Raw genomic sequence first — 20,684 nt, forward strand, 5'->3', positions numbered from 1 at the left:
CGGAGGACGCGGCTCATCGAGCGGAGTCGAGGTGTGCCAGATACGCGGCACCTCGCGGTGAGAGTTCGTATCCGACGTCGTGACTGATGGTGAGCCCGAGAGCCTTGAGCTTGCGGATGTCGACCTTCATCGGAAGCAACTCGACCCGACGGAGCGCAGCGAGTTCCTTCGACACCACGCGCGGATTGTCACGGATCCATTCGAGGATCTCCCGGGTCCACGGACCGGTCTCCCGCTTGTCGAGCCGAGCGAGGCGGGCGGTGATGTCGGCGAGTTCGGCATCGGACGGTATCTCCTCGCGAAGTGCGAGGCGTGGGTCCTCGCCTGCCCACTCGAGCGTCACCCGGTAGATCGTGTCGCCGCCCTTTGATCCACGAGGCGAGGGTTTGCGGTTCGGCTTCGGGGCCAGTGCCTTCCGTAGGGCGGCGGCGTCCTTCATGCCTGCGGCGCGCGCAGACCGGTCTGAGATGCGCTCGACGTCGTTCACCCGCACGACTCGGGTGAAGCGGACCAACCCCGCCGACGTGACCTGCGTGGATCCGACTTTCACGCGCGGCTCGTCCCACCTGCGGAACTGGCAGGTGATCCTGCCCTCGCGAATGCCGTCGGCGATCGGCTTGGAGATCATCACGTCTCAACTGTGCCGTACGAGCTGTCCCGAAAACGATGTTCGACGTCGATTCGTGGACACGAATCGATTGCGGAGTCGCGCTTCTGTGCCGTGCCGACAGATCAAGTGGGCTCGAATAGTGATCGGTGTCATACATGGAGGAATCGATTTCTCTGTGAACTGAACGAAGGACCTCCATGAGACTGACAACCAGTCGTGCCGTCGCCCTTGTGGGCGGCGCGGCGTTGCTCGCCGGCACGTTGGGCGCGGCGCCCGCGTCGGCGGGCACTAGCACCACGAACTTCACCAACTTCTGCACGGCGAGCTCGATCCTCACGGTCACCAAGGTGGTCCCTGCAGGTGTGACGATCACAGCTCCCGAGACGGTGTCGCCGGGTGAGGAGTTCACCTACCGGGTGCAGCCGATCGCGGGGTCGTATCCGAACTCTGATTCGGGCGCGACGACGACGAACATCTCGCGGTTGAAGGCAGACTTCGCGATCCCCGACAACGCCACGTTCGTGAGTGCCGAGATCGTCGCGGGTACCGGGATCGGCCTCGACAATGTCGCGCCGAACGTGCTCAGGGTCAATGACAGCGGAGCTGTCGACCCCGCGGGGAGCATCCTGCGCCTGTCGGGGAACAACCAGGTGATCGCGAACGGCGCGTCGAACAGCACGAATTCCGAAGGAGGAATCCGTGTTCCCAAGTCGAAGAAGAATCTCGACGGATCGAACAACGCCAACGGTGACACGTGGTACCGGCTGCCGGCTGTCGACGTCACCATGAAGGCGGGTGCGAGTGGCACGATCACACCCACGGTTCGGATCGCGGGCGCAGCCGGGAACAACAACACCGATCAGAACTGGAGCACACAGCTCGCGAAGGCGAGCCTGTTCGGCACGCAGTGGGCTCCTACCAGGTGCAGTCCTCGTGACGCGGCGGGTTCGCCACTGAACGCAGGCGGTGGCCCGCTCGCGACCATCAACATCGAATCGGCCGCTCCGGTCGACGAGGACACGACGACCACGGTGTCAGCTCCGAACACTGCGACCAAGGGCGACGCGGTGACGCTCTCGGCGACCGTCGCGCCCAACCCCGGCGGCGGAACTGTCCAGTTCAAGGTCGACGGCAGCAATGTCGGCTCTGCGATGTCGGTGTCGGGTGGAACGGCCTCGATCCAACACACCTTCAACACCACCGGAAGCCGTCAGGTCACGGCGGTGTTCTCGGGTGCAACTGGTTTCAACGGCTCGACGTCGTCGGCGAAGACGGTGACAGTCTCTGATCCGACGCCGATCGACATCGACACGACCACAACTGTGACGGCTCCGGGCACGGCGACCGCAGGCGATGCGGTGACGCTGTCGGCGTCGGTGTCTCCGACTCCGCTCGGCGGCACAGTGCAGTTCAAGGTCGACGGCGATGCCGTCGGCGCGCCGAAGCCTGTCACTGCGGGCAGCGCGTCGATTCAACACACTTTCGCATCGGCCGGTGCTCACCAGGTCACTGCGGTCTTCTCGGGATCGACCGGTTTCGGTGGATCCACATCGACGGCCAAGACGGTCACGGTCAGCGATCCGACGCCGGTCGACGAGGACACCACCACGACGGTGTCGGCCCCGTCGACGGCGACGAAGGGTGACGCGGTGACGCTGTCGGCGACGGTCGCACCCAACCCGGGTGGCGGCACAGTGCAGTTCAAGATCGACGGCACGAACGTCGGCTCACCCGCCGCGGTGACCGGCGGCACTGCGTCGATCCAGCACACCTTCACCACCACCGGCAGCCGTCAGGTGACCGCGGTGTTCTCCGGGTCGACAGGCTTCAACGGCTCCACCTCGGCGGCCGAGTCGGTCACGGTCAGCGATCCGACGCCGACCGACGAGGACACGACCACGACTGTCACCTCGCCGGGAGCGGCGATCACCGGCGACGCGGTCACGCTGTCGGCGTCGGTGTCTCCGACTCCGAACGGTGGCACCGTGCAGTTCAAGGTCGACGGCGCGAACGTCGGCTCGCCCGCCTCGGTGACCGGCGGCACTGCGTCGATCCAGCACACCTTCGCCACTGCGGGCAGCCGTCAGGTGACCGCGGTGTACTCCGGTGCAGCCGGGTTCAACGGGTCCACGTCGGCGGCCAAGACGATCGTCGTCTCTGCACCGGATCCGGGCGACGAGTCCACGACCCTCACGGTGTCGGCGCCGTCGACTGCTCAGAAGGGCGTCGCAGTGGAGCTCAAGGCAGCCCTGACGCCGTCGGGTGTGAACGGCGGAACCGTTCGCTTCCAGGTCGACGGCACCGATGTCGGCAGTCCGGTGACGGTCGTGAACGGGGAGGCGACGCTGCAGCACACGTTCGCCACCGGCGGGAATCACACCGTCACTGCGACGTACAGCGGCACCGACGGATACTCGGGCTCCATCTCGGGACCGAAGATCGTGAAGGTCGACGGTGACGGCGGCACCGACGGCGGCAACGGTTCGCTCGACTTCGGCAGCCTCAGCATGAGTGCGGCCGACGTGATCCGCTCGATCTTCTGATCGACAAACGCACGCACCCCCGCTCGATGAGCGGGGGTGCGTGCGTTCTGCCTTTGCTCGGGCGCGCCTTGAGCGAGCGCGCTACAAACTGCTCCGTGAGCGAGCGAGCAGTGGTGGCGCGCTCGCTCAAGGAGCAGTGGTCGCGCGCTTGCTCAAGGAGACGGTCGCGAGGCTGCCCAAGGAGCAGGAGCGGCTACGGAGCCCAGGTGCGGGCGCCCTCGGCGGCTTCCTCTGCGGGAGCTGCGGCGCGGTGTGCGCGGTTCACAGCCGAAACGACTGCGCGCAGGCTGGCGGTGGTGATCGACGGCGCGATGCCGACACCCCACACGATCTCGCCGTCGACTTCGGCTTCCACGTAGCAGACGGCGTTGGCGTCGTCGCCTGCAGTCAGTGCGTGCTCGGAGTAGTCGAGGACGCGCACGTCGTAGCCGACGGTGCTCAGAGCGTGGACGAACGCGGCGAGTGGACCGTTGCCCGCGCCGACGATCTCCTTCTCCACGCCGTCGACCTTGACGATCGCCGAGATCTGGTCTTCGCCGCCGTCTTCCTCTGCGGCGTCGACGCGCTGCCGGATGCGCTCGAGCGGAGTGATCGGTTCCAGGTACTCCTGCGAGAACACGTCCCACATGGCCTTGGCGTTGACCTCGCCGCCCTCGCCGTCGGTGATCTTCTGGATCTCACGGCTGAACTCGATCTGCAGGCGACGCGGCATGTCCATGCCGTGGTCGGCCTTCATGATGTAGGCGACGCCGCCCTTGCCGGACTGGCTGTTGACGCGGATGACCGCCTCGTAGTTGCGGCCGACGTCCTTGGGGTCGATGGGCAGGTACGGAACCTGCCACAGGATGTCGTCGACGTCCTTGTCCTGGGCGTCGGCGTCGATCTTCATCTGATCGAGTCCCTTGTTGATGGCGTCCTGGTGGCTGCCGGAGAACGCGGTGTAGACCAGGTCGCCGCCGTAGGGGTGACGCTCGGGGACGTTCAGCTGGTTGCAGTACTCGACGGTGCGACGGATCTCGTCGATGTCTGCGAAGTTGATCTGCGGATCGACTCCGCGGCTGAACATGTTCATGCCCAGGGTGACCAGGCAGACGTTGCCGGTGCGCTCACCGTTGCCGAACAGGCAGCCCTCGATGCGGTCCGCACCTGCCGCATACCCGAGCTCGGCGGCGGCGACGCCTTCACCGCGATCGTTGTGGGGATGCAAGCTCAGGATGATCGAGTCGCGACGTTCGAGGTTGCGGCTCATCCACTCGATCGAGTCGGCGTACACGTTCGGCGTCGCCATCTCGACGGTGGCGGGCAGGTTGATGATCAGAGGCTTGGCCGGGGTGGGCTTGATGACGGCGGAGACGGCGTCGCACACCTCCTTGGCGTAGCTCAGTTCGGTGCCGGTGTAGCTCTCCGGGGAGTACTCGTAACGCCAGTTGGTGTCCGGGTACTTCTTCTCCTCCTCCAGGCAGAGCGTGGCGGCGTCGGTGGCGATCTTGGTGATCGCCTCCTTGTCGGCGCGGAACACCACACGACGCTGCAGCACCGAGGTGGAGTTGTAGAAGTGAACGATCACGTTCTGCGCACCGGCACATGCTTCGTACGTGCGGGTGATCAGTTCGCCGCGCGCCTGGGTCAGCACCTGGATGGTGACGTCGTCGGGGATCGCTCCGTCTTCGATGATCTCGCGAACGAAGTCGAAGTCGGTCTGACTGGCCGACGGGAAACCGACCTCGATCTCCTTGTAGCCCATGCGGACCAGGAGATCGAACATGCGGCGCTTGCGTGCCGGGCTCATCGGGTCGATCAGCGCCTGGTTGCCGTCGCGCAGGTCGACGGCGCACCACATCGGGGCGCGGTCGATCACCTTGTCGGGCCAGGTACGGTCGGGCAGCGAGATCTGCTCTACCTCGTCGGCGAAGCTGCGGTAGCGGTGGACCGGCATCGCGGAGTTGCGCTGCGGATTCCAGCTCGGCTGGCCGTCGGGGATGGGGCCGGACGGCTCGACGATGCGGCTCGGTCCGGAAGTGAAAGCGTCAGCTGGTGCCATTTTCGGTCAATCTCCTACTGAAATAAGGATGGGGTTGACCGGCGCGTGAAGAGGCCCCGCGACGGAGGGCCGGTCGGATCAGACCCCGCCGCGGCAACCGAGAAGGAGTGCACGCTGCATGTCGCCAGGATAGCACTCGCAAGTCGGTCGCTAGTTTCGGTCAGTGGACGCCGTGTTGAATGCGGATGGATCCGCGCATGACCACCATGACGACCACCGAGAGTGCGGCGAGCAGGACGCCACCGGCGATCGCAGCCGCGTGCAGTCCGTCGACGAAAGCGGCGCGGGCCGCATCGGCCGCGGGGCCGGTCGTTCCGTGGATGTGAAGCGTCTCGCCGAGGGAGTCGGCGAACCCGTGGCCGTCGTCCTTCGAGAGGAACACGGCCGTCGCGAGCGAACCGAGCAGGGCCAGGCCGAGCGCAGTACCGAGCTCGAAACTGGTCTCGGACAGGCCTGATGCCGCTCCCGACTTCTCTGGTGGAGCCGACCCCACGACCACGTCGGTGACCAGCGAGAACTGGATGCCGAATCCGACGCCGGCGAGTGCCGTGAGGACCAGGAAGATCCACAGTGCGCTCGTCTCGGTGAGTGCGACAAGTCCGATGGTGGCGACCGCTGCGATCAGGACCGACCCGGCGAGTGCGATCCGGACCCCGACCTTCCTGGTCAGACGGTCCGCGTACACCGAGAAGAAGGCGACGGTGATGGCCATGGGGATGCCGGCCAGCGCAGCCTCGAGCACGTCGAAGCCGAGGACCGACTGCAGGTACAGGTTGGTGAGATATGCCAGACCGCCCTGCGTCATCATGCCGACGAGTGCGATGGCGAGGGACGCGCTGATCGTCGCATTCTTGAACAGGCTGAGTGTGAGCAGCGGCGACGGTGTCCGATTCTCATGCACGAGGAAGGCGACCAGCATCACGATGCCGAACACTCCCGCGCCGATCGTCGGTGCGGAGACGCCCTCGGCGGCGAGCGCCTTGACCGCGTAGACGGCAGGCAGGATGCCGAGCAGGGACAGCACGACGCCGACGAAGTCGAACGGCTCGGTGTGCTCGGCGCGGAACTCCGGCAGCAGCGACGGCGCCGCCAAGAACAGGACTGCGAGCACCGGCACGTTGATCAGGAACACCACTCCCCACCAGTAGTGGTGCAGGAGGACGCCGCCGATCACGGGACCGATCGCCGCACCGCCCGCGAACGCCGCGGTCCACACACCGATCGCACGTGCGCGTTGCCGGGCGAGCGGGAACATGTTGGCGATCAGCGAGAGGCTGGCCGGCATGAGGGTGGCCCCGCCGATGCCCATGAGGGCACGCGCCGCGATGAGGAATCCGGCGCTCGGAGCGAATGCGGCTATCACCGAGGCGATGCCGAACACTGCGGCGCCGGCCAGAAGGATGCGTCGTCGGCCGATGCGGTCGCCGATGTTGCCCATCGTGATCAGAAGGCCGGCGATCATGAATCCGTAGATGTCGAGGATCCAGAGTTGTTGTGTCGCAGACGGTCCCACCGAGTCGATGATCGTCGGCATGGCGAGATAGAGGACTGAGAAGTCCATCGAGACGAGCAGCACTGGGAGCTGCAGAACGATGAGGCCGAACCACGTTCGACGGGTGGCGGCCTGACCGGCGGCGGGCGCAGACATGCGAGTTCTCTTCCGGGTTGCGGGAGACGGGTAGGCGTCGAGGTTCCGGGGTAGTGGAAGAACGCCAGGTCCAAGGGTACGTCCCCGGCCAGGGAAAACCATCTCTCAACTTGCTCACAGAAAAGTCTTTCAATAAAGCCTCTAATGTTATATGTTTTCTCGCATGATTCAGATCACATCAGCTCTGCGATGTGACCCACAAGCAATGTGAGGGAGTGGCGATGAAGGACGAGAAGCCGGAGGCGAAGGTGGCGGTCCGCCTACGTCAGGTCTGCAAGAAGTTCGGCGACATGACCGCCGTCGACGCCCTCGACCTCGACATCCGTGACGGGGAGTTCTTTTCGATGCTCGGACCGTCGGGCTCCGGCAAGACGACGGTGCTGCGACTCATCGGCGGGTTCGAACTGCCTACGTCGGGGACCATCGAGCTCCACGGCGAGGACGTGACCGACAAGGCCCCGTTCGAGCGGAACGTCAACACGGTGTTCCAGGACTACGCGCTCTTCCCCCACATGAGCGTGCTGGACAACGTCGCCTACGGCCTGCGGGTGCGGAAGGTCGGCCGCGCGGAACGACGCGAACGCGCACGGGCGGCGCTCGACCGGGTGCAGTTGGGCAAACTCGCCGGCCGGAAGCCCGAGCAGCTGTCGGGCGGTCAGCGGCAGCGTGTCGCGATAGCCCGAGCGCTCGTCGTCGAACCTCGAGTGCTGCTGCTCGACGAGCCGCTCGGCGCTCTCGACCTCAAGCTGCGACGCGAAATGCAGGTGGAGCTCAAGGAACTACAGCGTTCCGTCGGGATCACCTTCATCTTCGTGACCCACGACCAAGAAGAGGCGCTCACGATGAGCGACCGCGTCGGAGTGTTCAACGACGGCGCCCTGCAGCAGGTCGACACTCCGCGGGGGCTGTACACGCGCCCGAACAGTCGGTTCGTCGCCGACTTCGTCGGGACGTCGAACCTGTTCACCGCGAAGGCCGCCACCCAACGGTACGGCCGGGACACCGAGTTCACGCTGCGTCCGGAGCAGATCGTCTTCGGTGAGCAGGCCGGGGCCGGCCGAAGCTCCGGCTCCGGCGAGGTGCTGTCGGTGGCTTACCTCGGCGCCACCACCCACGTCACCGTTCGGCTCGACGACGGCACGGAGATCGTGGCGCTGCATCCGGGCGGCGGAGACGGCATCGAACCGGGTCAGGCGGTGACGGTGTCGTGGTCCGACACCGATGTCGTCTGGCTTCCCGACAACGCGGCGTAATCGCGACCGCACCGAGTTTCTCCAATCGAAAGGAACATCATGAAGTTCAGTAAGAGGGCGCTTGCGGTGGCGAGTGCCGCCGCCGCGCTGGCCATGACGGTCGCCGCGTGTGGAGCCGACGGCGGCTCCGGCCGGTCGACCGACAAGATGACGGCACTCGGCGACGGTGAGGGCAAGGTCTCGATCCTCGCGTGGCCCGGCTACGTCGAAGACGGCAGCAACGATCCGAACGCCAACTGGGTCAAGCCGTTCGAAGAGCAGACCGGCTGCATGGTCGAGTTCAAGCCCTTCGGAACGTCCGACGAGGCGCTCACGCTGATGCGCTCGGGACAGTATGACGTGGTCTCTGCCTCCGGGGACGCGTCGCTGCGCCTCATCGAAGGCGGCGACGTGGATCCGATCAACACGGACCTCCTGACGAACTACAAGGACGTGTTCCCGTTCCTCAAGAACAAGCCGTGGAACACGGTCGACGGTGTGAACTACGGCGTGCCGCACGGTTGGGGTGCCAACCTGCTGATGTACCGCACCGACATCGTTCAACCGGCGCCCACGTCGTGGAAGGCGGTGTTCGAGGACGCACCGAAGCACAAGGGCAAGGTGACCGCATACGACTCGCCGATCTACATCGCCGACGCCGCGATGTACTTGATGGCGCACAAACCCGAACTCGGCATCAAGAACCCGTACGCGCTTGATCAGACCCAGTTCGACGCGGCCGTCGCCCTCCTCAAGGAGCAGCGCCCCAACGTCGGCGAATACTGGAGCGACATCACCAAGTCGGTTCAGGCGTTCGGCAACGGCTCCAGCGTGGTCGGCACCACCTGGCAGGTCGGCGCGAACATCGCCAAGGGCAACAACACGCCGGTCGAGACAGTGCTGCCGTCCGAAGGAGCGACCGGTTGGTCGGACACCTGGATGGTCAGCTCGAAGTCTGAGCGGAAGAACTGCGCGTACAAGTGGCTCGACTACATCGTCTCTCCGAAGGCTAACGCGCAGGTCGCCGAGTACTTCGGCGAATCGCCCGCCAACCCGAAGGCGTGTGAGCTGACGACCGACAAGAAGCACTGCGACACCTACCATTCCGGCGACGCCGACTACGCGTCGAAGATCTGGTACTGGACCACGCCTGTCGCCGCGTGCCTCGACGGACGCACCGATGTGAAGTGCATCGACTACTCCGAGTGGACGAAGGCCTGGCTCGAAATCAAGGGCTGACCCGACCGGTGACCGCGCAGTGAGTCGAAGCGTCTCGCCGGCGCGGTCACCGCCTCCACGGCTCTTCATCGTCACCACTGATCATCAACTGAGGACTTCTCGATGACTACGACTTCCCACACGGACGCACCGGTGCGGTCACGTCCGCTGTCGGCGCTGCTGAACCGCATGCCTCGACTGCGTCTGGCCGGGCTCCTGATCCTGCCGACCGGGTGGCTCGCGCTGATCTACGTGCTCGCACTGATCCTGCTGCTGGTGACATCGCTGTGGACGGTCGACACGTTCACCGGCGCGATCTCGCAGGAGTGGACGTTCGACAACATCAAAGCGGTCCTCACCGAGTCGATCTATCAGAAGGTCGCGCTGCGCACGGTGTTCGTCGCCCTCGCAGTGACCGTCATCGATGTGATCCTCGCTCTTCCGATCGCGTTCTTCATCGCGAAGGTCGCGCCGCAGCGCTGGCAGAAGCTGCTGGTCGCCGCCGTTCTGATGCCGCTCTGGGCCAGTTACCTCGTGAAGGTCTACGCCTGGCGGAACATCCTCGCCGACGGCGGGCTGTTCTCGTGGCTCGCGAAGCCGCTCGGGATCGACAGTCCCGGCTACAGCCTGACGGCCGTGGTCATCACGCTGTCGTACGTGTGGCTCCCGTACATGATCCTGCCGATCCACGCAGGCTTCGAACGGATTCCCAGCTCCCTCCTGGAGGCGTCGGGCGACCTCGGCGCCAAGCCGGGATCGACAATCCGCTGGGTGATCCTGCCGCTGCTCAAACCGGCGATAATCGCGGGCACCATCTTCACCTTCTCCCTGTCGCTCGGCGACTACATCACCGTCCAGATCGTCGGCGGCACCACGCAGATGCTGGGCAATGTCGTCTACGCCAACGTCGGCGGCGCCAACAACCTCCCACTCGCGGCCGCGGTGTCGCTGGTGCCGATCGTCATCGTCTTCGCCTATCTACTGCTGGTCCGACGCACCGGCGCACTGAAGAACGTCTAGCAGGAGCTGATCGATATGAGACTGTCCACGTCTGCCCGCTGGGTGCTCAGTGTCCTCACCTCTCTCGTCCTCGCGTTCATCTACGTTCCGCTGGGGCTCGTTCTGATCAACTCGTTCAACGCCGACAAGGCGTTCGGTTGGCCGCCCACCGGTTTCACTCTCGAATGGTGGAAGCGCGCCGCGCAGAATCAGGCTGTGCTCGACGCCGTGTGGGTGTCGGTGAAGGTCGCGTTGGCCTCGACGGCGATCGCGCTCGTTCTCGGCACTCTGCTCGCCATGGCACTGCAGCGGTACTCGTTCTTCGGCAAGAGCTCGGTGAACCTGCTGGCGATCCTGCCGATCGCGCTCCCAGGCATCGTCACCGGCATCGCGTTGAACAACCTGTTCACGACAGTCCTAGGCGTGCCTCTGTCGATGTGGACGGTGATCATCGCGCATGCGACATTCTGCATGGTCACCGTGTTGAACAACGCGCAGGCGCGACTTCAGCAGATGAGTTCGCGGTTGGAGGAGGCCTCGGCCGACCTCGGTGCGGGTGTCTTCCAGACGTTCTGGAACGTGACCCTGCCGCAGTTGCGCTCCGCGCTTCTGGCAGGCGGCCTGCTGTCATTCGCGCTGAGCTTCGACGAGATCATCGTCACCACGTTCACGCTCGGTTCCGGCGAACAGACGCTGCCCGTGTGGATCCTGCAGAACTTGTTCCGGCCGATCCAGGCGCCGATCGTCAACGTGGTCGCAGTCGTCCTGATCGTCGTCTCGGTGATCCCGATCTGGTTGGCCCAGCGGCTCTCCGGTCAGCAGGCGACCGCTCGCTGATTACGCCCCAAGAATTCACTCGCGCCCGGTGACCACCGCTCCCGGGCGCGAGTGATCCATGTCTGCGGAAAGACTCAGACGACGACCGCCAGTCCGTGATTCAGCGGCCACGTCGTGCGGTCGGTGGCGACGAAGTCGCCCGGAAGCTCGGCCGGCGACGCGGTGACGATCGCGCGTCCTTCGGCATTGATCAGCGCGGCGTCGGGACCCAGGGCGGCGAGTTCGCGATAGAGGATCTTCTCCAGGTCGGCGACTGTCACGTCGATGCCCGCGACGGACGTGGTCGTCGGAGCTCCGGGCCAGGTCACTGGGCACGTGTAGGTGAGCGCGAACTCGTCGGTGCACAGCATGTCGATGTACGGTCCGGTCACCGTGAGCCGTCCGGTGGTGACCGGTCCCTGGTACCAGTCGGCGTCCAGGTAGCGGTTGGCCGCGGTCATCGAGAGATTGGCCAGGGCGTCGACACGATCTACGGACTCGCCCTGCCACCACGCCATGAAGCTGCCACCTGACGGAAGCAACCCCGACGCGGCCACGAAGCCGCCTCCCGCGATGTTCGCGTCCGGATCGGCGAGCATCACTTCCACATCGGGTTTGACGATGCGGTCGACGGCGGTGGCCGACAGCGCGCCACGATGTGCGGCGAACTTTCGGCCCAACTGCACAGACCATTCCTGGACGCGTTCGGCGAACGAGTCCATGGTCGCGGCGATGGCCACGACTTCTTTCGGTCGGTCCGCCGATCGGCTCATTCCGACCTCTCCCTTCACATCAGTTCAGCGCGCCTCGTGAGGAGCCACGTGGTGTTCGCGGCGATGAGCCCGCGCATCGTCGACGCTGCGGCGGACTCGTCACGTGCCTCAAGGCGATCGGTCAGATCGTTTCGCAACCCGGCCACCTCGTACCGGTAGTCGGAGTCCTCATTGGGCAGAAGCGTGAGGACTCCGTACTCCGACTGCACGGACATCAGAGCACGCGAGAGGCGTGCGATGCGCGCGATCGTCGCGACTTCGATGATGAACTCCGTCTCGACCTGCCGCCAGGCGACCGACAAGTCGGAAACATCGGGATCGATGACCGTGATCGCCCGCAACGCCACCACGTCGGCGGTGCCCGCGCGGCGAGCTGCGGCTCGTGCGCATCCAACGGCGAGCGCCTCGAAATGCGCGGCCATCTCCGAGATCTCGAGCCGCGTGAGTTCACGGAGTCGGTCCTCTGCACGGGCAGTCGACGGCGCAAGCGCCGGGGAGATGAAACTCCCGCCGGTGCGTCCGCGGGTGGTCACGACGACCTTCTCTGACCGGAGCCGTGACAGGGCTTCGCGGATCGTCAGCGCAGAGACTCCGAGCGCTGCAGCGAACTCGGCCTCATTGGGCAGACGCTGCCCCGGCTGCAGGAGCCCGGACTCGGCCGCATCGAGGATTCGGTCGGTGATCTGGTCGACCAGAGACCCGGAACGAAGGGGTCGGAACACTGCGGACGCACTGCGGATCGGCGCGGTGCTCATCCGGGTCTCCTCGAGTCGGGGTGTGTCCCGAGTGTACCGATGGCCGGATCAGACGGTTGCGCGATCAGATCGCGTACTCGAAGACTGTGAGCATGTAGGCGCCGAACCAGGCGGACGCGAGAGTCGCGACGATCGCGGACGAGACGAAGGCGGTCCACGATGCACCGGCCAGTCGGACAGCCACCGGCAAGAGGATCACGAATGCGGGGAGCAACAGCCGAGCGCGCGACTGCATCAACCCGCTCGACAGTAGGACCGACGACATCACGAGCACGGCGTAGACGAGCACCGGCCACGGGAGGCGGTCGACGAACGACCACGCCAGGAGTATCAACGACGCGATGATCAGCAGGCAGGTCGCGATAGAGACGAAGTCGGCCGCGCCGGTCAGGTTGTCGTAGAGGAAGTTCCCGGTGGCACGACCGCCGTCGAAGCGGGTGTCCCAGCCGGAAGTCTGAATGGTGAACCAGCCGGTGGGGGAGCCCGTCTTGGCCCACACCACGCACAGGTAGCCGATGTACCCCAGCGGTGCGAGAACGCCTGCGATCCAGGCGCGGGTGCCGTCGCGGCGAGCGAGCACGGCTGCGAGCATCACCACGAACACGACGGCGATGCCCGTCGGACGAACGAGTCCGACGGCGAGGGCGCTGAATCCGGCGAGCAGCCACCTCTCCTCGAGGACTCCGACGAGCGCCCACGCGGTGAGGGCGCAGAACAGCGCCTCGGTGTACGTCATCGACAGGACGATCCCCATCGGGGCGGCCGCGAACAGGATCACCAGCATCAACCCGGCGCGACGGGCCACGGCTTCGGACGCCTGCGGTCGCATGCGGCGAGCGCACACGGTGCCGAGGCGGTTGATGCCCACCGCAGCTACAACGCCGATCACCACGTTGACGATCAGGCCGGCCGCGAACGGTGACACGAAAGGGACCTGCGAGATCAGCCCGACCAGGCCCGGATAACCGGGAAAGAAGGCGTAAGCAGTTGTCGCCGTGTGTATTCCGTTGGCGTCCGTACCGGTCGCGGGGACGCCGTCGTACCCGAACTCCGCGATGTCGAGCATCCACGTGCCGTCCCACTTGGTCAGCAGACCCCGCAGGCCCATCTCTCGGATGTCGCCGAACCAGGCCAACACCAATACGCCGAACACCCGGATCGCCAGGTAGACGGTGACGGCTGTCCATGCCGGAGTCCAGCGGAACGTCGAGAGTCGAGAGCGGAGGGCGGAAGTCATCGCGGTTGATCCTACGGACAGGTAGCGGACGTCACACAGGCGTGCGTAGCCTGCGCGGGGGTCACACCAGGCCGGTAGGGTGGACCACTGACCGATTGAACAGATCCGAGTTCAGCTCGAGAGAAAACCTGAGGAAGGTGCACACGTGGCACTGGTCGTCCAGAAGTACGGTGGCTCGTCCGTGTCGGATGCCGAGCGCATTCGCCGCGTCGCAGAGCGGATCGTGGAGACCAAGCGCGCGGGCAACGACGTGGTCGTGGTCGCTTCGGCGATGGGGGACACAACCGACGAGCTGCTCGACCTGGCGGAGCAGGTGAACCCGAACCCGCCGCAGCGCGAGATGGACATGCTGCTGACGTCCGGCGAGCGCATCTCGAACGCGCTTCTGGCGATGGCCATCGAAGCGCTCGGTGAAGAGGCACGCTCGTTCACCGGCTCGCAGGCGGGCGTCATCACGACGTCCAGCCACGGCAAGGCCAAGATCATCGACGTGACGCCCGGTCGCGTCCGAAGCGCGCTCGACGAGGGCACCATCGTGCTCGTCGCAGGCTTCCAGGGCGTCTCGCAGGACACCAAGGACGTCACCACCCTCGGTCGTGGCGGTTCGGACACCACCGCCGTCGCGCTGGCCGCGGCCCTCGAAGCGGACGTCTGCGAGATCTACACCGACGTCGACGGCATCTACACGTCGGACCCGCGCATCGTGCCGAACGCGCGCCGCCTCGACAAGATCTCCTTCGAGGAGATGCTCGAGATGGCAGCCTGCGGCGCGAAGGTTCTGATGCTCCGGTGCGTGGAATACGCGCGCCGCTACAACGTTCCGGTACATGTGCGCTCGTCGTACTCGACCAACACGGGCACCATCGTGTCCGGCTCGATGGAGGACATTCCTGTGGAAGAAGCCATTCTCACCGGTGTTGCGCACGATCGCAGCGAAGCTCAGGTAACCGTGGTCGGCATCGAAGACAAGCCCGGCTACGCGGCCAAGGTGTTCCGCGCCGTCGCCGACGCCGAGATCAACATCGACATGGTCCTGCAGGGCGTGTCGAAGATCGACACCGGCAAGACCGACATCACCTTCACGCTGCCGAAGGAACTGGGCGCGCTGGCCGTCGAGGAACTGGGCAAGCTCCGTGACGAGCTCGGCTTCGCCGAGGTGAACCTCGACGACCACATCGGGAAGGTGTCGCTCGTCGGCGCCGGCATGAAGAGCCACCCCGGCGTCACCGCCACGTTCTGCGAGTCGCTGAGCGACGCCGGCATCAACATCGAGCTGATCTCCACGTCGGAGATCCGCATCTCGGTCCTCGTCCGCGACGACGACCTCGACAACGCCGTCCGAGTGCTGCACGAAGCGTTCGAACTCGGCACCGACGAAGAAGCCGTCGTCTACGCGGGAACGGGTCGCTGACATGGGTCTGAAAGTAGGAGTCGTCGGCGCGACCGGTCAGGTCGGCGCCGTGATGCGCGAGATCCTCGCGGAGCGCAACTTCCCCATCGACGAGATCCGGTTCTTCGCGTCCGCGCGCTCGGCGGGCACCACGCTGCCGTGGGGCGACGGCGAGATCGTCGTCGAAGACGCCGCGACCGCCGACCCCACCGGGCTCGACGTCGCGCTGTTCTCGGCGGGCGCCACCATGTCGCGTGTCCAGGCGCCGCGTTTCGCGGCCGCCGGAGTCACCGTCATCGACAACTCGTCGGCGTGGCGCAAGGACGAGGACGTCCCGCTGGTCGTCTCCGAGGTGAACGGCGAACTCGCGCAGAACCCGCCCAAGGGCATCATCGCGAACCCGAACTGCACCACGATGGCAGCGATGCCGGTCCTCAAGCCGCTGCACGACGCGAAGGGTCTGCGTCGCCTGGTGATCTCCAGCTACCAGGCAGTGTCCGGAAGCGGACTCGCAGGCGTCGCCGAACTCGCAGGCCAAGTCCGCAAGGGTATCGACGACGCGGAGAAGCTCGTCCACGACGGCAAGGCCGTCGACCTCGGCGAGCCGGACAAGTACGTCGCGCCGATCGCATTCAACGTGATCGCGCTCGCCGGCTCGATCGTCGACGACGGTTCGGGCGAGACCGACGAGGACCAGAAGCTCCGCAACGAGTCGCGCAAGATCCTCGGTCTGCCCGACCTGCTCGTCAGCGGCACCTGCGTGCGTGTGCCGGTCTTCACCGGCCACTCGTTGTCGATCAACGCAGAGTTCGACGAGGCGATCACCCCCGACGAGGCGCGCGCCATCTTGGCCGACGCCGCAGGCGTGCAGCTCGCCGACGTGCCCACCCCGCTCGACGCGGCAGGTGGCGACGTGTCGTTGGTCGGCCGCATCCGCCAGGATCCAGGCGCCCCGGACGGCAAGGGACTGGCACTCTTCGTCTCGGGCGACAACCTGCGCAAGGGCGCCGCACTCAACACGGTGCAGATCGCAGAACTGTTGGTCTGATCTAAGACTCGTCGATGCCCGCGTCACCGCATGGTGACGCGGGCATCGCTGTTCTCAGAACGTGGTGGGGTCCTCATATCGCATGGCCGGTACTCCCCGTTACATGTTTCGACCAGTTGTGCACTAGACTGCTCCTCATGAGAAATTCTCGGGGAAACGTCTCATTGAAGACGGGCCGCTTCGGCGGCCGATGGGTCCGTTCATTCACCGCTGTTGCAGCGACTGTCGTGGCGGCCTCCGGCCTCGTGTCGGTCGCACCTCAAACAGCCGACGCGGCACGGAACTTCTATGTTCCGCCGTCCACGTTCGACACGACGCCGGGGTCGGTGATCAGGACGCAGCCGAGCTCGCTGCTCCTGCAGATCCCGGGAGTCAAGAACCAGTGGCCGGGCACGGCGACACGGATCATGTACACGTCGACCCTGCAGAACGGTGAGCCGACCGCTGTCACCGGCACCGTCGTCGAGCCGACCGCTCGTTGGCAGGGCAAGGGCGTTCGCCCGACCGTCGTCATCGGACCCGGCACCGTCGGCCAGGGCGACCAGTGCGCGGGATCGAAGCTGATGAGCTTCCCTCTCGCGATCGACCCGACCAAGCCGAGCATCGCCGTCAACTACACCGCGCTCGAGATGAACTTGATGCTGCTCAACGGTGTCCGTGTGGTCATCACCGACTATGTCGGCCTCGGCACCCCGGGCATCCACACCTACGTGAACCGCCTCGAGTCCGGTCGCGCCATGCTCGACGCCGCTCGCGCAGGCCTCAAGGTCGCGAACGCTCCGAAGGACGCGCCGGTCGGCTTCACCGGCTACTCGCAGGGCGGCGGCGCGGCTGCGTCTGCGGCAGAGCTCGCGTCGACGTACGGATCGGGTCTCAACGTCAAGGGCACCTACGCCGGCGCTCCGCCTGCCGACCTGTCCAAGGTGATCACCAAGATCGACGGCACTTTCATCGCTGGAGCCATCGGCTACGCGATCAACGGTCTCGAGGCCCGCTATCCGGCCCTCGCACCCGTCTTGAAGAAGGAGACGAACGCCCAGGGCAAGCGAGTCCTGCACGATGTCGCGACGCAGTGCATCGGCGACACAGGCCTCTCCTTCGGATTCCAGCGGACCACCGGCTGGACCCGCCGCGGCGAGTCGCTGGCGTCGGTCATCAACCGCTACCCCGAGGTCAAGGCGATGCTCGACGACCAGCGCATCGGCCGCCTCAAGCCGAATGCGCCGGTCCTGATCTCGACCGGCATCAACGACGACGTGATCCCGACCGGTCAGGTGGTGCAGCTGTACCGCGACTGGAAGGCACAGGGCGCCGACGTGCACCTCGAGCGTGACTACACCCCGCCGATCTTCCCGGGACTCGTCGTCAACCACGCACTGCCGATGGTGTTCAAGCTCCTTCCCGCGACGAGCTTCCTCCTGTCGTCGTTCAACGACTGACGGTTCGCCTCCGCTCCTTGAGTAGACCGCGCCCTGCTCCTTGAGCCCGCGCCCCGCTGCTCCTTGAGCGAGCCTTGTCTCCCCTGTTCCTTGAGCGAGCTTGCGAGTCGAAAGGTCTTGCGTGACAGTCCTTTCGACTCGCTGCGCTCGCTCAAGGAGCAGGGGAAAGGCGGCTTGAGGGGCAGGGGAAACGCGGCTTGAGGGGCAGGGGGATGGCGGCTCGAGGGGCAGGGGAAAGGCATAGTGACGACTGTGCCGACTTCTCCTCACGTTGAGGAGAAGTCGTGACTCGGGCACTCAGGACATGATCAACTGATCGAATGAAGGGTTTCACGCGTATCGCGGCGCTCGTCTCAGCAGCCGCTCTGTGTCTCGGAGCAGTCGGCGCCACCGCAACGGCCGCGCCTGACGGAGGGCGTCCGCCCGGGGTCGCCACCGACTGGACGTCGTTGATGCACGGAGATGCGGCGTCGACCGACAGCACAGCACTCCGCGGTCCGGGACGCAACGGACGACTGTTGGCGTCGAGCACCCCTGGCGGTGTGTGTGCGGCGACCTTCGTCGGCACCGACGGGTACCCGGTCTCCCTCTGTACTGCGTACATCGCAGGCAGCCCACCGCAGGTGGCGACACCAGTCGTCACACTCTTCGACCCGAAGACCGCGGCGGTGCTCGCAAAGCTGCCGCTCACGAAGGGCGGACTGCTCGGCGGTGTCTACGGTTACCTCGACGAGAAGAACCGAGTGGTTGTGGCGGACGGCAGCGGAGCCGTTCTGCACGTCGGACATCATCGGACCTCGCGCGGTTGGAAGCTCACCGTCGACAAGCGCGTCGACATCAAACGGCACCTGCGCGGCGACGGCGTGACCGGACTCGCCCCCGACTTCCAGGGCCGAACGTGGTTCGCCACCACCCACGGTGTGGTCGGCACCATCGCGCCGGACGGACGGGTCGGATCCACCCACCTGCCGAAGGGCGAGGATCTGGGCAACGGTCTGAGCATCCGTCGGACCGGAGCGTCGATCCTCACCACCCACGCGCTCTACGAGATGCGAGCCGGCGCCGACGGCGTCCCGACGACAGTGTGGCGTCGCGCCTACGACCGCGGGCAAGCACGCAGGCCGGGGCAGTTGACCTGGGGTTCGGGCACCACGCCCACCTACTTCGGTCCGAACGGAGACGGCTGGGTCGCCATCGTCGACAACGCCGCGATCCCGAAGCTCTGGATTCTGGACAGCGACACCGGCGCACCCGTCTGCTCGCTCCGCGCGTTCACGTCCAGCCCGCAGGGGACCGAGAACTCGCCGATGGCGTGGGGCAACAGCGTCGTCGTCCCGAGCACGTACGGATTCGCCTATCCGCCGATGGCGGTCACGGGACCCAGTCGGCCGGGGGCCGCGCCGTTCCGCGGCGGCATGACCCGGATCGACGTCGTCGACGGAACCTGCAAGCGAGTGTGGGAGACCCGCACCGACCGCATGGCGACGTTGCCCCGACTGTCGCGCGCCGACGGACTCATCCACGGTCTGGCATACCGTCCGTATCGCGGTGGTCCGCAGCAGCTCGGTCCAGTCGACTACGTCGGCATCAGCTTCGCGACCGGCAAGCGGATCGTCACGCGCAAGGTGGGCGACGCTCCGCTCGACGAACCGATGCAGCTGACCGGCATGATCGGCCCGGGTGGAGTGCTCTGGCAGGGCACCGTCACACGGATGCTGAAGATCGGCGGCTAGCGACTGTGGAACGATCGACCCATGACAGTGCCCAACGGCGACGCCGAGCATCCCTCGAAGGAGCCTGACCCGGATCGCATTCCGACGCAGGCCGAACTCGACGCCGAAGACATGGCGGAGATCGCTCGCAAGTCGAAGGACAGTGAGCACCGTGATCGGTACCCGGCACGGCCTGTCGACCCCGGCGTCCCGCCGCTCGCTCTCACGCGTGACGCGCGGGTCGCCTGGCTGATCGCCGGCGCCGCGTGTCTGGTGTGGGTGATCTACGGGTTCGCGCACGTCTCGGACATCACGGATCTGCTCGCCGACCGACTGCGTCCGGGCCTGGAGAAGGTGCCCGACGTCGATCCCGCGGAGAAGGCGAAGTCGATGGCGGCGTTCTGGCCGCCCGCCTTCCTCATCGGTATCCCGGTGCTGATGGCGCTCACGTGGCCCATGCTCGTGGCGATCGCCACAAAGCACAGCCGGAACCTGCGGAACGTGTACATGTCGACGCTCGTCGTCCTGCTGTTGTTCGTGCCCGTGTGTGCTGACCTGCTCTTCAACTACCCGGGCTCGCCGCGGTGGGTCTGGGCGATGGCGTGGGTGCAGTTCGGCTTCTTGATCCTGTCGATTCTGATGACGCTCCGTAGCAGCGTCGGACAATGGCTTCCACCGTCGATGCGCGTGCGGCCCATGCGCGCCGCACGCGGCGGGTAGGTTGGAATTCGGTCCCGCGCACATCGGCGTGCGACGACACCGAAAGCTAGGAGAGACAGATGACTGTGACGCCCGTGTACCGAGTTTCGTCGACTTCCCGCGGCGGTGGTCGTGACGGCGAGGTGGTGTCCGACTCCGGTCGCATCGACCTGACTCTCGCTCCGCCGGTCGAGATGGGCGGCAACGGCGACGGCAGCAACCCCGAAGAGCTGTTCTCGGCCGGATGGGCCGCCTGTTTCATGGGCGCTCTTCGCCTGGTCTCGAAGAACGCGGGCGTCGCCGTGCCCGAGGGAACCGAGGTCCGTGTGACCGTCGGCATCGGCAAGGACGACGCCGACGACGGTTTCGGATTGACCGGCGACATCGACGTGTACCTGCCGGGCCTCGACACCGCCCAGGCCAACGAACTCGCTCTCGCCGCACACGGCTTCTGCCCGTACTCGAAGGCCACTCGCGGCAACATCGTGAGCACTGTCACGTCTCGTGTGTGACGTACGTCCGCG

General features: G+C 65.9%; 17 protein-coding genes. 11 read left to right on the plus strand and 6 right to left on the minus strand.

What is annotated here, in order from left to right:
* Positions 1-13: 13 nt before the first annotated feature.
* On the minus strand, positions 14-628 hold the full coding sequence (locus tag GM1_RS05635; protein ID WP_008377257.1) for an ASCH domain-containing protein: 615 nt from the start codon (positions 626-628) through the stop codon (positions 14-16).
* A 179-nt stretch (positions 629-807) separates the two neighbouring features.
* On the opposite strand from GM1_RS05635, the gene GM1_RS22890 reads away from it, so the two are divergent.
* Positions 808-3,153 (plus strand): beta strand repeat-containing protein, encoded by a 2,346-nt coding sequence (locus GM1_RS22890; RefSeq protein ID WP_008377259.1) that lies wholly within the window; start codon positions 808-810, stop codon positions 3,151-3,153.
* Positions 3,154-3,346: 193 nt separating this feature from the next.
* On the opposite strand, the gene leuA is transcribed toward GM1_RS22890, so the two are convergent.
* Together leuA and GM1_RS05650 are read right to left on the minus strand one after the other, a co-directional pair.
* Complete coding sequence (gene leuA / locus GM1_RS05645; protein WP_008377261.1) at positions 3,347-5,194, minus strand: 2-isopropylmalate synthase; 1,848 nt, start codon at positions 5,192-5,194, stop codon at positions 3,347-3,349.
* A 160-nt stretch (positions 5,195-5,354) separates the two neighbouring features.
* Positions 5,355-6,842: an MFS transporter gene (locus tag GM1_RS05650; RefSeq protein WP_008377263.1), complete on the minus strand. Its 1,488-nt coding sequence runs from the start codon at positions 6,840-6,842 to the stop codon at positions 5,355-5,357.
* A 221-nt stretch (positions 6,843-7,063) separates the two neighbouring features.
* Between GM1_RS05650 and GM1_RS05655 the strand changes: the two genes are divergently transcribed.
* The 4 genes from GM1_RS05655 (at position 7,064) to GM1_RS05670 (ending at position 11,128) form a co-directional block, all read left to right on the plus strand.
* Positions 7,064-8,095, plus strand: coding sequence for an ABC transporter ATP-binding protein (locus GM1_RS05655; RefSeq protein WP_008377264.1), 1,032 nt, complete (start codon positions 7,064-7,066; stop codon positions 8,093-8,095).
* A gap of 39 nt (positions 8,096-8,134) precedes the next feature.
* On the plus strand, positions 8,135-9,313 hold the full coding sequence (locus GM1_RS05660; RefSeq protein ID WP_008377265.1) for an ABC transporter substrate-binding protein: 1,179 nt from the start codon (positions 8,135-8,137) through the stop codon (positions 9,311-9,313).
* 102 nt (positions 9,314-9,415) lie between these two features.
* Positions 9,416-10,312 carry an ABC transporter permease gene (locus tag GM1_RS05665; protein ID WP_008377266.1) on the plus strand — a complete coding sequence of 299 codons (897 nt, stop codon included), beginning with the start codon at positions 9,416-9,418 and terminating at the stop codon, positions 10,310-10,312.
* A 15-nt stretch (positions 10,313-10,327) separates the two neighbouring features.
* Positions 10,328-11,128, plus strand: a complete 801-nt coding sequence (locus tag GM1_RS05670) for an ABC transporter permease (RefSeq protein WP_008377268.1) — start codon at positions 10,328-10,330, stop codon at positions 11,126-11,128.
* A gap of 74 nt (positions 11,129-11,202) precedes the next feature.
* Here GM1_RS05670 and GM1_RS21520 read toward each other — a convergent pair whose 3' ends face one another.
* The 3 genes from GM1_RS21520 to GM1_RS05685 form a co-directional block, all read right to left on the minus strand.
* The gene (locus GM1_RS21520) at positions 11,203-11,880 is read right to left on the minus strand and encodes a PDC sensor domain-containing protein (protein ID WP_157435841.1); all 678 of its coding nucleotides are present in this window, start codon (positions 11,878-11,880) and stop codon (positions 11,203-11,205) included.
* Positions 11,881-11,894: 14 nt separating this feature from the next.
* Positions 11,895-12,635: a FadR/GntR family transcriptional regulator gene (locus tag GM1_RS05680; RefSeq protein WP_008377271.1), complete on the minus strand. Its 741-nt coding sequence runs from the start codon at positions 12,633-12,635 to the stop codon at positions 11,895-11,897.
* A gap of 64 nt (positions 12,636-12,699) precedes the next feature.
* Positions 12,700-13,872 carry a hypothetical protein gene (locus tag GM1_RS05685; protein WP_008377273.1) on the minus strand — a complete coding sequence of 391 codons (1,173 nt, stop codon included), beginning with the start codon at positions 13,870-13,872 and terminating at the stop codon, positions 12,700-12,702.
* A gap of 145 nt (positions 13,873-14,017) precedes the next feature.
* Between GM1_RS05685 and GM1_RS05690 the strand changes: the two genes are divergently transcribed.
* The 6 genes from GM1_RS05690 (at position 14,018) to GM1_RS05715 (ending at position 20,672) form a co-directional block, all read left to right on the plus strand.
* Positions 14,018-15,283, plus strand: coding sequence for an aspartate kinase (locus GM1_RS05690; protein WP_008377274.1), 1,266 nt, complete (start codon positions 14,018-14,020; stop codon positions 15,281-15,283).
* 1 nt (position 15,284) lies between these two features.
* A complete protein-coding gene (locus GM1_RS05695; protein ID WP_008377275.1) occupies positions 15,285-16,310 on the plus strand; it encodes an aspartate-semialdehyde dehydrogenase in 1,026 nt (341 codons plus the stop codon).
* 137 nt (positions 16,311-16,447) lie between these two features.
* Entirely contained in the window at positions 16,448-17,749 is a 1,302-nt protein-coding gene (locus GM1_RS05700) for a lipase family protein (protein WP_040519599.1), read from the plus strand.
* A gap of 320 nt (positions 17,750-18,069) precedes the next feature.
* Positions 18,070-19,482 carry a hypothetical protein gene (locus GM1_RS05705; protein ID WP_008377279.1) on the plus strand — a complete coding sequence of 471 codons (1,413 nt, stop codon included), beginning with the start codon at positions 18,070-18,072 and terminating at the stop codon, positions 19,480-19,482.
* A 21-nt stretch (positions 19,483-19,503) separates the two neighbouring features.
* Positions 19,504-20,181, plus strand: a complete 678-nt coding sequence (locus GM1_RS05710; protein ID WP_008377281.1) for a hypothetical protein — start codon at positions 19,504-19,506, stop codon at positions 20,179-20,181.
* 59 nt (positions 20,182-20,240) lie between these two features.
* A complete protein-coding gene (locus tag GM1_RS05715; RefSeq protein ID WP_008377282.1) occupies positions 20,241-20,672 on the plus strand; it encodes an organic hydroperoxide resistance protein in 432 nt (143 codons plus the stop codon).
* Positions 20,673-20,684 lie beyond the last annotated feature (12 nt).

It is taken from the genome of Gordonia malaquae NBRC 108250 (assembly GCF_000344135.1).
Lineage (GTDB): Bacteria > Actinomycetota > Actinomycetes > Mycobacteriales > Mycobacteriaceae > Gordonia > Gordonia malaquae.